The 12,841-nt window shown below is 55.3% G+C and carries 14 protein-coding genes; 8 read left to right on the forward strand and 6 right to left on the reverse strand.

The window, feature by feature from the left end:
* Window positions 1-13 precede the first annotated feature (13 nt).
* From K0A93_01550 to K0A93_01570, 5 genes are all read left to right on the forward strand, one after another.
* The gene (locus K0A93_01550; GenBank protein ID MBW6510787.1) at window positions 14-1,048 is read left to right on the forward strand and encodes a TRAP transporter substrate-binding protein; all 1,035 of its coding nucleotides are present in this window, start codon (window positions 14-16) and stop codon (window positions 1,046-1,048) included.
* 114 nt (window positions 1,049-1,162) lie between these two features.
* Window positions 1,163-2,212, forward strand: coding sequence for a TRAP transporter substrate-binding protein (locus K0A93_01555; GenBank protein MBW6510788.1), 1,050 nt, complete (start codon window positions 1,163-1,165; stop codon window positions 2,210-2,212).
* Window positions 2,213-2,299: 87 nt separating this feature from the next.
* Entirely contained in the window at window positions 2,300-2,803 is a 504-nt protein-coding gene (locus tag K0A93_01560) for a TRAP transporter small permease subunit (GenBank protein ID MBW6510789.1), read from the forward strand.
* 7 nt (window positions 2,804-2,810) lie between these two features.
* A complete protein-coding gene (locus K0A93_01565; GenBank protein ID MBW6510790.1) occupies window positions 2,811-4,097 on the forward strand; it encodes a TRAP transporter large permease in 1,287 nt (428 codons plus the stop codon).
* 19 nt (window positions 4,098-4,116) lie between these two features.
* On the forward strand, window positions 4,117-4,542 hold the full coding sequence (locus K0A93_01570; GenBank protein ID MBW6510791.1) for a universal stress protein: 426 nt from the start codon (window positions 4,117-4,119) through the stop codon (window positions 4,540-4,542).
* A 110-nt stretch (window positions 4,543-4,652) separates the two neighbouring features.
* On the opposite strand, the gene K0A93_01575 is transcribed toward K0A93_01570, so the two are convergent.
* Window positions 4,653-4,898 carry a hypothetical protein gene (locus K0A93_01575; GenBank protein MBW6510792.1) on the reverse strand — a complete coding sequence of 82 codons (246 nt, stop codon included), beginning with the start codon at window positions 4,896-4,898 and terminating at the stop codon, window positions 4,653-4,655.
* Between the two features lie 359 nt (window positions 4,899-5,257).
* Between K0A93_01575 and K0A93_01580 the strand changes: the two genes are divergently transcribed.
* Together K0A93_01580 and K0A93_01585 are read left to right on the forward strand one after the other, a co-directional pair.
* The gene (locus K0A93_01580) at window positions 5,258-6,061 is read left to right on the forward strand and encodes a sulfate adenylyltransferase subunit 2 (GenBank protein MBW6510793.1); all 804 of its coding nucleotides are present in this window, start codon (window positions 5,258-5,260) and stop codon (window positions 6,059-6,061) included.
* 69 nt (window positions 6,062-6,130) lie between these two features.
* Complete coding sequence (locus K0A93_01585; protein ID MBW6510794.1) at window positions 6,131-7,693, forward strand: GTP-binding protein; 1,563 nt, start codon at window positions 6,131-6,133, stop codon at window positions 7,691-7,693.
* A 55-nt stretch (window positions 7,694-7,748) separates the two neighbouring features.
* Here the strand turns inward: K0A93_01585 and K0A93_01590 are convergent, their stop codons facing one another.
* Window positions 7,749-8,615: an NAD(P)-dependent oxidoreductase gene (locus tag K0A93_01590; GenBank protein MBW6510795.1), complete on the reverse strand. Its 867-nt coding sequence runs from the start codon at window positions 8,613-8,615 to the stop codon at window positions 7,749-7,751.
* 393 nt (window positions 8,616-9,008) lie between these two features.
* Here K0A93_01590 and K0A93_01595 point away from each other — a divergent pair, with 393 nt between their 5' ends.
* Window positions 9,009-9,581, forward strand: coding sequence for a cytochrome d ubiquinol oxidase subunit II (locus tag K0A93_01595; protein MBW6510796.1), 573 nt, complete (start codon window positions 9,009-9,011; stop codon window positions 9,579-9,581).
* Between the two features lie 200 nt (window positions 9,582-9,781).
* Here K0A93_01595 and nth read toward each other — a convergent pair whose 3' ends face one another.
* The 4 genes from nth to K0A93_01615 are packed head-to-tail and all read right to left on the reverse strand — an operon-like array spanning window position 9,782 to window position 12,840.
* A complete protein-coding gene (gene nth, locus K0A93_01600) occupies window positions 9,782-10,432 on the reverse strand; it encodes an endonuclease III (protein MBW6510797.1) in 651 nt (216 codons plus the stop codon).
* 2 nt (window positions 10,433-10,434) lie between these two features.
* On the reverse strand, window positions 10,435-11,154 hold the full coding sequence (locus K0A93_01605) for a hypothetical protein (protein MBW6510798.1): 720 nt from the start codon (window positions 11,152-11,154) through the stop codon (window positions 10,435-10,437).
* Between the two features lie 47 nt (window positions 11,155-11,201).
* A complete protein-coding gene (locus K0A93_01610) occupies window positions 11,202-11,783 on the reverse strand; it encodes a peptidyl-prolyl cis-trans isomerase (protein MBW6510799.1) in 582 nt (193 codons plus the stop codon).
* A 13-nt stretch (window positions 11,784-11,796) separates the two neighbouring features.
* The gene (locus K0A93_01615; protein MBW6510800.1) at window positions 11,797-12,840 is read right to left on the reverse strand and encodes an NAD(P)-dependent glycerol-3-phosphate dehydrogenase; all 1,044 of its coding nucleotides are present in this window, start codon (window positions 12,838-12,840) and stop codon (window positions 11,797-11,799) included.
* Window position 12,841: the final 1 nt, after the last annotated feature.

Consider the following 12,841-nt stretch of genomic DNA (forward strand, 5'->3'; position numbering starts at 1 on the left):
AAAGGAGTTTTTCATGCCATACGTCCGTGCGCTCATGCTGCTGCTTACCCTGCTCCCCGTCCTGGCCTCGATCACTTTCGCGGCCGACCCGATGGCCAACTGGAAACCGAAATTTGACCCCAGCGGCGCCGAGTTTACCTACATCCTGTCGTGTGTCGGACACCCGGCGATAGAAGGGGTCGGCGTCGGCTACCGCATTCGTGACAAGGTCTGGGAAAAAAGTAACGGACGTCTCTATGTTGATTTTCGCCCCTTGTCACAACTCGGCGGAGAAAAGGATGTGATCAACAAGTTGCAACTCGGGGCCATTCAGGGGATGATGAGCTCGTCGGTTGCCGCCGCGAACATTGCCGACGCCCTCGGAGTTGTAAATTTACCGTACATTGTCGACACCTTCGAAAAACTCGATCGCTTCCGCAAAACACCGGAACTCTGGCAACCATTTCGTGATGCGGCGCTGAAAAAAAACATCCTGGTCAGCGATATCACCGGCTACGGTTCCTACGGTTGGGCCACCACCGCCCCGGTACGTTCCCTGGCGGAAGCCAAAGAGATCAATTTCCGCATCGCCCAGGCACCGGTCAATATCGATTTTTACAAGGCGTGGGGATTGAAATTCACGGTCATGCCGTGGCCCGATGTACCCCAGGCGCTGCAAACCGGTGTCATTACCGGTCTTGACCACACCCCGATCGTCTGCAACATCAGCGGCAAATTCAACGTCGCCAAAAATTACACCGAACTTGAATATGCGCAGGGACTTTATATTCACCTGATCAATACCCGCTGGTTGAAAAAACTGCCGACCGATTTACAACACATCCTGCTCGACACCATTAGCGCGGAAAGTGCTGTGTCCCGCGATCTTACTCGCCGCCAGCAAGCGGCGGAAATTGAGGCCGCCAAAGCCCATCAGGTCAACTTTTTCACCCTGTCACAGAGGGACAAAGAGCAGCTGATCAAGCTCGCCCGGCCGGTCTATGACAAATGGGGGGAAAAGATCGGGAGCGAATATCTGTCCCAGGTGCGTGCCGCTCTCGGCTCGTGAGCACCCTTCCCGGCAGCACAACCAAGAAAAACATTTGAAATAAAACAGCGTTTGTACTAACATGGGAGGACTTATGGTACTTAATTCATCAACCCCCATGAAGGAGATGTTAACATGCGCAAAATTTCGATGTACGTGCTGGTTGTATTGGTTGGACTTACCACCGTTTGCAGTTCGGCCATAGCGGCTGAAGAGAAGAAAGACCCGCTGGCCAGCTGGAAAGCGGATTTTGACCCGAGCGGGGCGCAATATACCTATATTTTGTCGAATATTTCCCATCCGGTGATCGATGGGGTCGGCGTCGGGTATCGCATCCGTGACCGCGTCTGGAAAGAATCGAACGGGCGACTGTATGTCGATTTTCGCCCCCTGGCGCAACTTGGTGGCGAGAAAGATGTTATCAACAAGCTGAAGCTCGGCGCCATCCATGGCATGCTGAGCTCTTCGGTCGCTGCCGCCAACGTTGCTGACCGGCTGGGCATCGTCAACCTGCCGTATGTCATCGATACCTTTGATAAACTTGACAAATTCCGCAATACCCCGGAACTTTGGCAACCGTTTGCCGACAGCGCGCTCTCCGCTGGCATCATGACCGTCGATGTCACCGGCTACGGGCCGTACGGCTGGGGCACCACGGCTCCGGTAAAAACCCTTGCGGATGCCCGTTCGATCAATTTCCGCATTGCCCAGGCTCCAGTGAATATCGATTTTTACAAAGCATGGGGGCTGAAATTTACCGTCATGCCATGGCCTGACGTACCGCAGGCGCTGCAAACCGGCGTCATTACCGGACTTGATCATACCGCGATCGTTTGTAACATCACCAAAAAATTCACCATCGCCAAAAACTTCACCGAGCTGAACTATGCGCAGGGGCTGTTTCTCCACCTGATGAGCAAAAGATGGTTCGACAAGCTGCCGCAAGATCTGCAAGAAATCCTGATGACTGCGATCAAGGTGGAAAGTGCCGACACCCGCGCCCGCACCCGCAAGCAGTACGAGGATCAGGTTGCCAAAGCCAGACAAGACGGCGTGGCATTTTTCACCCTTCCCGCAGCCGAACTGCAACAGTTGATCGAACTGACGAAACCGGTTTACGCCACCTGGGGAGAAAAGGTCGGGATGGATTACTTCAACCAGGTTCGCTCTGCACTAAAAAACTGATTAACCCGGTTGCTAAATCGAGGAGAAACTGCTAGAAACAAACGGTCGGGAGCAATGATGCTTGCCGGCCGTTTGCAGGTCCTGGATATGCTTAAAAAAATATTTCGCGTTATCGACAGAACCCTGACTTTCGTCGAAGACTGGACGCTGCTGGTCGCCGTTCTGGCCGCGCTCTTTTCGGCCCTGGCTAATGTCGCCTTGCGCAAACTGACCAACGACGTCAATCTTTTCTGGTCAGACGAGGTGGTGCGCAAGGTTATCTACTTCAGTACCTATATTGGCTGCGTGGCGGCGATCCGCTCCCGTTCCCTGATCCGCATCGATGCCCTCCCTCAGCTGCTGCCGTTTTTAAAAAAGCCGTTGACCCTGTTCAGCCACCTGGCGGTCATGGTTTTCGCCGCGATGATGGTCAAGCTGGGGACCACCATGACCATGACCGTCTATCAGGATGAATACGCCCGCACCGCCACGCTGCAAATTCCCGAATGGTACTTCTATCTGGTTCTGCCGGTCATGGGGGGGATGATGTTTTTGCGGACGCTGATCGTCGCCGTGGAAGACTGGCGCGGCAGCGCGCCGGAAACGAAATGAGGGGCTGATGGAGACCAATACCCTGTTGATCATCGCTCTGCTCCTCGGCTGCCTCGCCACCACCATTCCGGTTTTCATGGCGCTTTTCTTTACCGGGATGGCTGGATTGGTGTTGATCGTCGGGATTGACCCACAGATCGTTATTGAAGTCCTTTACCGCAGCATGGACAAATTCGCCCTGGTCGTCGTCCTCTTTTTTGTTCTCTGCGGCAACATCATGACCACCGGCACGATCGTTAAAAAACTGATCGATACCGCCAACACCCTGGTCGGCTTTCTCCCCGGTGGACTGGCCATGGCAGGGATTCTGGCCTGTGGATTCTTCGGCGCAATCTCCGGATCAACCGTTGCAACGGTCGTCGCTATCGGCGGATTCATGATCCCGGCGCTGATCGAGAATGACTACGATGAACGCTTCAGCGTCGGCGTAATGACCACCGCGCCGATCCTCGGCGTGATTATCCCGCCCTCGATTTCGATGATCCTCTACGCAATGGTCAGCAACGATCCGCTGGAAGCCCTCTTTCTTACCGGTTTTATTCCCGGCATCATGATCATGGTCGGGATGTCGCTTTACGCCTGGTTTTACTGCAAGAGCCGTAATTTCAAACGCGTCGAACGCCCCACCCTGCACACTTTGCTGGCAACCATTCGTAACAGCATTTGGGCCTTGTTTCTGCCAATTTTGATCTTCGGCGGGATCTATTCCGGAATCTTTACCGCCAACGAAGCGGCGGTTGTCGCCTGTGTTTACGCTTTCTTCGTCGAACTGTTTATCCATCGCGACATGAAATTCGCTGATATTCGCAAGGTTGTTGTCTCGTCAGCCATTACCTCCTCGACGCTGCTGGTGATTGTCGCCGGCGCCTCGGTTTTCGGCGAGTATCTGACCTTTGAACAAATTCCCGACAAGATTGCCAACGCTGTCGTCAGCAACATTCAGTCGCCCTGGGTGTTTTTGCTGGCGGTCAACTGTCTGCTGCTGGTGATCGGCATGTTCATGGATATTATCTCCGCGACCTTGATCCTGACGCCGATCTTCCTGCCGCTGCTCTCACGCTTTGGCATTGACACCATGCATTTCGGTCTGCTGATGACCCTTAATCTCGGCATCGGCTACTGTACGCCCCCCTTGGGGGTCAGCCTCTATATCTCCGGAGCAGTGGTTGATCGTAACCTGATCTTTGTATCAAAAGCCGTTATTCCGTTTTTGCTGATTCAGATTGCCATTTTGCTGCTGTTGACATACTTCCCCGACCTGGTCCTGCTGCTGCCGCGACTGGTTTACGGTTGAGCTGGAAGGAGGCCCTCCGATGCGTATTCAGATTCTGGTGCCGGTTAACGATTCCGACGCTTCGCAACGCACTATCGCCACGATTATTGCTCAAAAGGAGCGTTTTCCGGTGCCGTTGACACTGCTGCACGTGGTCAACACCGAACAGCTTGCCTACCGGATGATCCCCGACTTTCAACTGGACATGGTTCAGTCGCGCGCCGAGAATGCCGGCAATGCCCTCCTTGAAAAATTTCGTCGCCAGCTGGCGGACGCCGGAATCAGCACCACCGCCCGCCTGGAAAGTGGCGACCCGCGCAAGATCATCCCGCGCATCGCCAATGATGAAGGGTTCAGCCTGCTCATCATCGGCCGCCGCAACAGCGGAGAAATCCGCGAAGTCCTGTTCGGTTCGGTGGCCAACTACGTCCTGCACAACGTTACTTGCCCGGTACTGCTCTTCTAGCAGCCTGTCACCCACAGTTTAGCGCACCCTGGCTGAATCTGATCGAGGACACAATGAAGCTCGGCAGGGGGGACCTTGCCGGGCTTCATTGCTGAACAGTACTTGGCGGGTCAGCGGCCTCGATCCGACACCTGCATCAATGTCTTCAACGTCATCCAATGGGTGAAACCATAGGTTTCGGCGGTCTCTTCCAGAATATTCCCCAGGCGGGTTTTACGATGAATCACCCAGGGGAGATTCATCCAGGTATCGTGCGCTTCTTTATAAATACTTTTCAGCGTCGCATCTTCCGGCACGCCATGTTTCTTCAGCAGCGCCTGGGCCTCTTCACGTGTTCGTTTTTTTAACTCCGACATGCCCTCCCCCTTCGAGTAAACAGCCTCGTTTGTTCGTTACTTTGACGTTCCCTTCATTATCACATTTATCTGACATTTTAAAGTCAATATTTAAGCTGCGCAATATTTTCTGCGGCGCCGAAACACTTTGTTGTCGTGAACCTCACAAACTCCACAAAGAAGATAAAGAATAATTTTTTTTTAAAAAATATTCTTTACAACCATGTGTAGTTTATGTACTATCAAAACACATCAATCTTATGGTGAATTGGCGGTTTATCTCAGGGGGCATAATCCATGCGCCCCGCAGCCATCGGGGTTTATCCGGAGCACTCCAGCCATGCCCACCACAACCGCCGGATAACAGCAGGAGTCCTCCCATGTACGAACACCTGGATGAACTGGAGGCGGAATCGATTTACATCTTCCGCGAAGCTTTCAATAAATTCGATCACCTGGCCATGCTCTACTCGGTCGGCAAAGATTCGACAGTGATGGCACATCTGGTGCGCAAAGCGTTTTTCGGCAAAATACCGTTTCCGCTGGTGCACGTTGATACCACCTACAAGTATCCGGAAATGATTGTTTTCCGTGATCGGATGGTGAAGGAGTGGGACGCGGAGCTGGTCGTTGGTCGCAACGAGGAGGCGATCGCCACCGGGATGGGACCGGAGCAGGGGCGGATGCGTTGCTGCGAAAAACTCAAAAGTGAGGGGCTGGCACAATTGATCGAGCAACACGATTTCAAAGGCCTCTTCCTCGGCATCCGCCGCGATGAAGAGGGGAGTCGTGCCAAGGAACGGGTCTTTTCGCCGCGCGACAAAAACTCGGAGTGGGCGTACAAGGATCAGCCGCCGGAGCTCTGGGATCAGTACAACACCAGCTTTTCCGCTGATACCCATGTACGTATCCATCCGATTCTCGGCTGGACCGAGATCAATATCTGGGAGTATATCGCCCGCGAAAAGATCGAGATCTGCCCGCTTTATTTCGCCGCCGAGGGGAAGCGTTTCCGCTCCCTTGGTTGCATGCCCTGTACCGGGCCGATTGCCTCTACGGCGTCCACTCTGGAAGAAATTATCGCCGAGTTGAGGGTCATTAAAGACCCTGAGCGGGCCGGTCGGGCGCAGGATCAGGAAAGCGATTACGCGATGCAGAAGCTGCGGGCGAAGGGGTACATGTAGTCCATTCCGGCGCTCCCGAACGGGAGAAGTCAGCAACCCGCCATCTTTCCTGAAGATAAGGACCAAGCAATGAATTCAAGTGACAGCCTGAAAATAGTCATCGTCGGTCATGTCGACCACGGCAAGTCGACCCTGATCGGTCGCCTGTTATTCGATACCGGCTCAATTCCTGAAAAGCGCTATCAGGAGGTCGCCGATACCTGCCGCCGGCAGGGGCGACCGTTCGAGTTTGCCTACCTGATGGACGCGCTGGAAGAGGAACGCGAGCAGAACGTCACCATCGACACCACCCAGACCTTTTTTCAGACCTCAAAGCGCCCCTATGTGATTATCGACGCACCGGGACACAAAGAGTTTTTGAAAAACATGATTACCGGGGCGGCCTGTGCCGACGCGGCGATTCTGCTCCTCGACGGGATCGAAGGGGTCAAGGAGCAGACCCGTCGGCATGCCTACGTCCTCTCGTTACTCGGCATCCGGCAGGTGATCGTGGCGGTCAACAAGCTCGACATGGTCGACTTTTGCCGCGAGGTTTTTCAGCAGGCAGAAAATGCGATCCGCGCCTTTCTCCATACCCTCGACATCGTGCCCACCTATGTGGTGCCGATCTCGGCACGCTCAGGAGAAAATATTGCTGCCGCGCAAGGGGGCACCGTCTGGTACAACGGACCGTCAATCCTCAGCGCCCTCGACACCTTTGAAAATCTGCGTGCCGATACCCGGCTGGGGTTTCGTCTGCCAATTCAAGATGTGTATAAAGTCGGGACGCGGCGGATTTACGTCGGTCGGGTCGCCACCGGAAGCATCAAGGTCGGCACTCAGGTCACTTTTCTCCCGTCCGGACGAGAAACAAAAATTAAGTCGATCGAGCGCTGGCCGCAGGGCGGAGCGCAGGTTGCCGGGGCCGGGGAGAGTATTGGTCTCACCTTTGATGAAGAAATTTTTGTGGAGCGCGGCGAAGTGCTGGCCCCCTCTAACGATTTGCCGATCGTGACCGGGGAAATCAAGGCCGGCGTTTTCTGGCTGGGGAAACGGCCACTGCAAAAAGGGGAGACCTACACCCTGAAACTGGCGACCGCCGAAGTTTCAGCCGTCTGTGTCGATATCGAAGAACGGCTCGATTCGTCTACGCTGGAGGTCATCGAACGTCATGGCGCCGAATTGCACGGCAGCGAAAGCGGCACGGTAATCTTTGCCCTGAAAAAGGCAATCGCCGCCGATCTTTATCTGGAAAACGGGCCTCTCGGGCGATTTGTGATCGAGGATAATTTCCTCATCGGTGGAGGGGGCACGGTGCGTGACCTGACCGCCGCAGAGGGGAGCCAGAAGGCCCAGGTGATTCGCCTTGACGATCATTTCGCCACCGAACCTGACGGCAACATGATCGATTTGACCCGCAGTCGCGGCAGTATCGAGTTTGTCGTCACCGGGCGTTTTGGTGATCGACTGGCGGCGGGAGAGCGGGTGCTCTTCAAGTTGCGCGGCCCCAAACAGATTGAGCCGGTGGCCCTGCTTGCCTATGAGCACAATTTTTGTTTTACCTTCAGCCGTGAAGAAGATTTTATCGCTCTGGTGCTGTTCAGCACGGCAAAACCGGCGACGCAGACGGCAACAGCCGACATCGCAATCTGAAAAAGGGGCGCCCGATCGGGTGCCCCTGGTAAAATGGTCTGACTCAATGTGCCGATTATTTACGCAAAACCTTGACCACCGCCGAAAAATCCTCCTCGCCGCGACCATCCTTGATGGCCTGGGCAAAGACCCCGACCACCGCATCAGCGACAGGCAGTTTGAGCCCCGATTGGCTGGCGGCTTCCTGAACTAGCAGCAACTGATCCTGAACGTATTTGAGGGCGAGATTGCGTGAAAAGTCGCCCCGTGAAATTGAACGCCCCTTGGCGTGAAAAAGCGGCGAGGCCACCCCGCCGGAGTCAAGTACCTCAAGAATTTTGTCGGCCTTGAAACCGAGTTTTTCACCAAGCACCAACCCTTCCGAGAGGGCAACCATCAACTCGGCCTGAACCAGGTTGACCACAAACTTCATTTTCGTGGCATCCCCGACGTCACCAACATGGATAATGTTTAAACCGAAGAAAGCAAAGGTTTCGCGACAACGGCTGATCAGACTTGAATCCCCGCCGGCAAGGATCGTCAACAAGCCGTTGGCGGCATGCTCCTTGGTCCCCCACACGGGAGCGTCAAGAAACAGCAGACGGCGCTGAGCGGCCTGATCAGCAAGTTCCATCGTTGTTTCCAACGAGTGCGTACCCATGTCAACGAGGATGGTCCCCGGATCGAGCCCCACCAGTGCCCCGTCAGCACCAGGGAAAATGGCCTGAGTCTCATCCGGGGCGGAAATGATAACGATCACCATGTCCCGCCCCTTGGTGGCCTCAAAAGGGGTCGCTGCGGCACGTGCTCCAAGCTTGACCAGCTCGGCCACCTCGGCCGGATTACGATCATAGACTGTCAAATTAAAACTTCCCTTGGTCAGGTTGGCCGCCATATGCCGCCCCACCGTTCCCAAACCAATAAATCCAATCTCTTTAATCATTCTCTTCCTCCCGCAACCGATTAATTTTGAATCCCTCCAAGTCTAGTACGAATATTATTTAAAACAAGCTAATAATTTTTGCAAGGCTCGTCTCCGCCGACACCCGACAAAGGGGAGGGCACGCTCGACAAAGCTGGTCGGTTGACACCTGCAAGAGTGTACCGCTGGCATATTTGAACAATTGTTTACGTCCATAAAGATGATATATTTTGCGCTATATGCTGCAAAAATTACCAATTTTATCATATTTACTACTGAGTCGCGGCCATGATGGCGTAGCTGCCCGGTGGTGACGAGAACGATCAGGTGCTGACCAAAGAAATTCCATTTTTTCGGTAACATTTCCAATTTCTATTGTCAGCGGTTTCGTTCCATGTGTCTCGGCCGAACGTTATGGACGATAATCCTGATCAAGCTGGTATTGATCATGACGCGCTTAACCGGCGCTGCCGCCAGGCAAGCCTGATCAACCTGCTGCTGGCGTTACCGTTTCTGCTCTTTGTGCTACTCCGGCTGGTAACCATGGACAGCTACGCTGTCGCCCCGGAGACGGGTGTGGTCACCCTTGAAGCCAACAAATACCTCGGCAACCTGCTGGCCATGCCGCTCGTTTACGGCCTGCTGCTGGTCGGCCTGCTGCTGGTTATCTGGGCGGTAATCGCCGCGCGCTTTCTCGACAGTCGTCGCGGCATCTGGGCGGGAGGACTCGGTACGCTACTGGTCGCACTGGCGCTCTTCTCGCTGGCCGGATATAACAACACCGCCTTCTACCCATCGAAGTTTGATTTGCAGAGCAGCCTCACCATCTACAATGCATCGAGCAGTCACTACACCCTGACCGTGATGAGCTACGTTGCTCTTGCCGTGCCGTTTGTCCTGGCGTATATCGCCTATTTCTGGCGACTGATGGACGCCCGGCCACTGACCGTCGAGCAACTTGACGAACAATCACACGACCTTTATTGAAGGGGAGTTTTATTATGTTGGCAACTATTTTAATCGTCGGCTGGCTGGCAGTCATTGTTGTTTCTTATCAGATTATTATCCGGGTGCTGGCCCGCACCGGCCAGCTGTAATTTTATCCACAGCTGCGTGCAACAAGCAAAACGCCGCCACTGCGGCAGCGCAGCGGGGGCGTTTTATTAAAAACTTCGTGTTTATCTTTGTCACCTGATCCTCTTCACCCCCACCTGGGGACACCTTCCCACCATAAAACATTGCGAGCAGAGCGGTGCCGGTGCCTTGCACAGAGCCCGTCCGTGGGCGATCAGCACATGCCCGCACATCGTCCACTCCCGCGCTGGCAACAACGGGCACAACTCGCGCTCCACCTTGACCGGATCGGTCTGTTGTGTCCAGCCCAGGCGACGGGAAACTCGGCCGACATGGGTATCGACGACCATCCCCGGAATACCAAAGGCATTCCCCAAAACCACGTTGGCGGTTTTGCGACCGACGCCGGGGAGGGCGACCAGCGTGTCGAGCGTGTCCGGCACAACGCCGCCGTGACAGGCATCAATTCGCATCGCGCAGGCGATGAGGTTTTTTGCTTTATTACGAAAAAAGCCGGTCGAACGAATAAGTGCTTCGACCTCCGCCGGTTCTGCTGCCGCCAAAAAGTGTGGTTGCGGAAAACGCTTGAAGAGTTCCGGAGTGACCAGGTTCACACGTACATCAGTACACTGCGCGGAAAGGATCGTCGCGACGAGCAGTTCCCAGGGGGTGGTGTAGTGGAGCGCGCAATGCGCGTCGGGGTAATGGGCAACCAGCTCCCGATAGTCGGTAGCGGGCAGGCGAGGGGCAGACGCGGGGGACATGGTCAGCCGGGGGCGGCTTCCATGCGCCGGGCGCGCGGGATTTTTTCAAGCGTGAGATAATTGCGCAGGTCGACAATCTGTATGGTCAGGGTCAGCGGCAGGTGTGTTGCTGCCTGGCGGGCCATGATGGTGCGATCAATACTGCTTTCGAGAATACGCAGGTTGCCGCGCAGGTAGGCACGATCGCGGGGAACGAGGGGCAAACGCGCCGGATAGGTGCCGTTGAAGAGCGGACGCCGCGCCTTGCGCAGCACCATGGTTAACGCCAGATTACTTGGCGACCAGAAAAAATCGCCGAAATCACCAAGCACCAGCAGCGGGCAAACCAGATTGACGTTGCCGAGCAGATCGGGACCAAGTAAATGCGTGATCTGCTCGCGCCGCAACTCCCGTCCGGTACTCAGGCGCACATTAAAAAGGTGGATACACCGGTTGTCGGTATGCAGGTCGGCGCGCAATGAACATCCCGCGCCCCCCAATTCGACCTGTTGCAGCCCTTTAAGAGGGTAGTAGGAAAGAAACGCGTTGCCGGTCGGATGCGGACTGCGATACGCCTTCATCCCCAGCCGTTTGGCGAGGAACTGAAGTTGGTCCTCCATCTTTCCGGTCGTCAGCCCCTGCAAGGCGACGACGTCGGGCGCGGCGTGGCCGATCACGTCAAGAATCCGTCCCGGATTCTCCTCGCTATCCCCGCCGCAGCAATCACTTACATTGTATGTCATTATCCGGATGCTGTTCATCCGTACCCCCCGGTCTGTGACCGGCCTGGTTATTTTTTCTTTGGAGCCGCTTCAACCCGCACGATGTCGGTGATTACCACCTGATGGGTCGGCATATCCTGAAAGAGCGCGTTGATTTTGCGGGTCGGTGCGGTGCCGATTTTATCGACGACAGCCATCCCCTCAACCACCTGGCCGAAGACTGCGTAACCGTAACCGCGCTGATTCGGTGCGCTGTAATCGAGAAAGGTATTGTCCTTCAAGTTGATGAAAAATTGTGCGGTCGCGCTGTCGACGACGCTGGTCCGGGCCATGGCAATCGTCCCGCGCTGGTTTTTCAGCCCGTTTGTTGCCTCGTTCTTGATCGGTGCGCGCGTCTCTTTCTTCTTCTGCGCCGTATCGAACCCGCCCCCCTGAATCATAAAATCCTTGATGACACGGTGAAAGATCGTGTTTTTATAAAAGCCGGAATCGACGTAGGCCAGAAAATTCTTAACCGAAATCGGCGCTTTCTTTTCGTCCAGCTCCAGCTTGATATCTCCCATATTGGTCTTGACAAGCACCTGTTGTTTGGCCTGAACACTCACCGCAAACAGCAGCAGACAAAGAGTCATTACCATTATTCGACGCATTTCTTGCACTCCTTTACCGGGATAGTTTTTCCGCCTTCGGCGCACGCCCCATCAGTTCGCTGACCGCCTGGCGGGGGTCAATGTTTTCATAGAGGATGCGGAACATCTGCTCGATAATCGGGGCTTCGACGTTGAGTTTTTGTGCCAGCTGCCAGGCCGCAAGGGTGGTCTTGACCCCTTCCGCAACCATGTTCATCTCCCCCAGTATTTCATCCAGGACGCGCCCGCGCCCCAGCTCTATCCCGACGCTGCGATTACGCGACAAATCACCGGTGCAGGTCAGCACCAGATCGCCCATTCCGGCCAGCCCGGCAAAGGTCTCCGCCTGCGCTCCCTTGGCCAGACCGATGCGGGTCATTTCCGTGAGTCCGCGGGTAATCAGCGCGGCCCGCGAATTGTAACCAAAACCAAGCCCGTCAGCAACCCCGGCGGCCAGTGCCATGACATTCTTGAGCGCTCCGGCCAGCTCAACACCGATAACGTCGCTGTTGGTATAAACACGAAAGTAATCTGTAGCGAAGATGGTTTGAACCTGGCGGGCTAAAGACTCGTCTTTGGCCGCCGCGACCACGGCGGTGGGCAGTTCGGTGGCGGTCTCCCTGGCAAACGAGGGACCGGACAAAAAAGCCGTGTGCCGCCGCAACGATGGTGGCAAGACTTCTTCGAGCAGCTCGGACATCGTCATCAAGGTCTCGTTTTCGATCCCCTTTGAGGCCGAAACGATCACTGTCTGCGCCCCGATCTGTTCTGCTACGGCACCGACCACGCGGCGCATCAGCTGCGACGGTGGCACCAGCAGCACAAGGTCTTTGTCGCGCACCGCTTCCCCGGGGTCATTGGTCGCGGTAAGTGTTTCCGCAAGGGGAATGCCCGGCAGGTAAAGATCATTAATCCGCTGCGTCTGGATCCGCTCAACCAGATCGGCCTCATATGCCCACAGGGTGACCGGATAACCTTTTTTGGCGAGCAGGTTGGCCAGGGTGGTTCCCCAGCTGCCCGCACCGAGGACGCCGATCTTCCGCTGTACCGTCGTATAGTCCACAGCTCTTTGTGTCATG

It is taken from the genome of Desulfuromonadaceae bacterium, from assembly GCA_019429445.1.
Lineage (GTDB): Bacteria > Desulfobacterota > Desulfuromonadia > Desulfuromonadales > JAHYIW01 > JAHYIW01.

Bases quoted from the DNA above. Each gene is read 5' to 3' on its own strand.
- K0A93_01550 (MBW6510787.1), top strand. From the start codon at position 14: ATGCCATACGTCCGTGCGCTCATGCTGCTGCTTACCCTGCTCCCCGTC.
- K0A93_01555 (MBW6510788.1), top strand. From the start codon at position 1,163: ATGCGCAAAATTTCGATGTACGTGCTGGTTGTATTGGTTGGACTTACC.
- K0A93_01560 (MBW6510789.1), top strand. From the start codon at position 2,300: ATGCTTAAAAAAATATTTCGCGTTATCGACAGAACCCTGACTTTCGTC.
- K0A93_01565 (MBW6510790.1), top strand. From the start codon at position 2,811: ATGGAGACCAATACCCTGTTGATCATCGCTCTGCTCCTCGGCTGCCTC.
- K0A93_01570 (MBW6510791.1), top strand. From the start codon at position 4,117: ATGCGTATTCAGATTCTGGTGCCGGTTAACGATTCCGACGCTTCGCAA.
- K0A93_01575 (MBW6510792.1), bottom strand. From the start codon at position 4,898: ATGTCGGAGTTAAAAAAACGAACACGTGAAGAGGCCCAGGCGCTGCTG.
- K0A93_01580 (MBW6510793.1), top strand. From the start codon at position 5,258: ATGTACGAACACCTGGATGAACTGGAGGCGGAATCGATTTACATCTTC.
- K0A93_01585 (MBW6510794.1), top strand. From the start codon at position 6,131: ATGAATTCAAGTGACAGCCTGAAAATAGTCATCGTCGGTCATGTCGAC.
- K0A93_01590 (MBW6510795.1), bottom strand. From the start codon at position 8,615: ATGATTAAAGAGATTGGATTTATTGGTTTGGGAACGGTGGGGCGGCAT.
- K0A93_01595 (MBW6510796.1), top strand. From the start codon at position 9,009: ATGGACGATAATCCTGATCAAGCTGGTATTGATCATGACGCGCTTAAC.
- nth (MBW6510797.1), bottom strand. From the start codon at position 10,432: ATGTCCCCCGCGTCTGCCCCTCGCCTGCCCGCTACCGACTATCGGGAG.
- K0A93_01605 (MBW6510798.1), bottom strand. From the start codon at position 11,154: ATGACATACAATGTAAGTGATTGCTGCGGCGGGGATAGCGAGGAGAAT.
- K0A93_01610 (MBW6510799.1), bottom strand. From the start codon at position 11,783: ATGCGTCGAATAATGGTAATGACTCTTTGTCTGCTGCTGTTTGCGGTG.
- K0A93_01615 (MBW6510800.1), bottom strand. From the start codon at position 12,840: ATGACACAAAGAGCTGTGGACTATACGACGGTACAGCGGAAGATCGGC.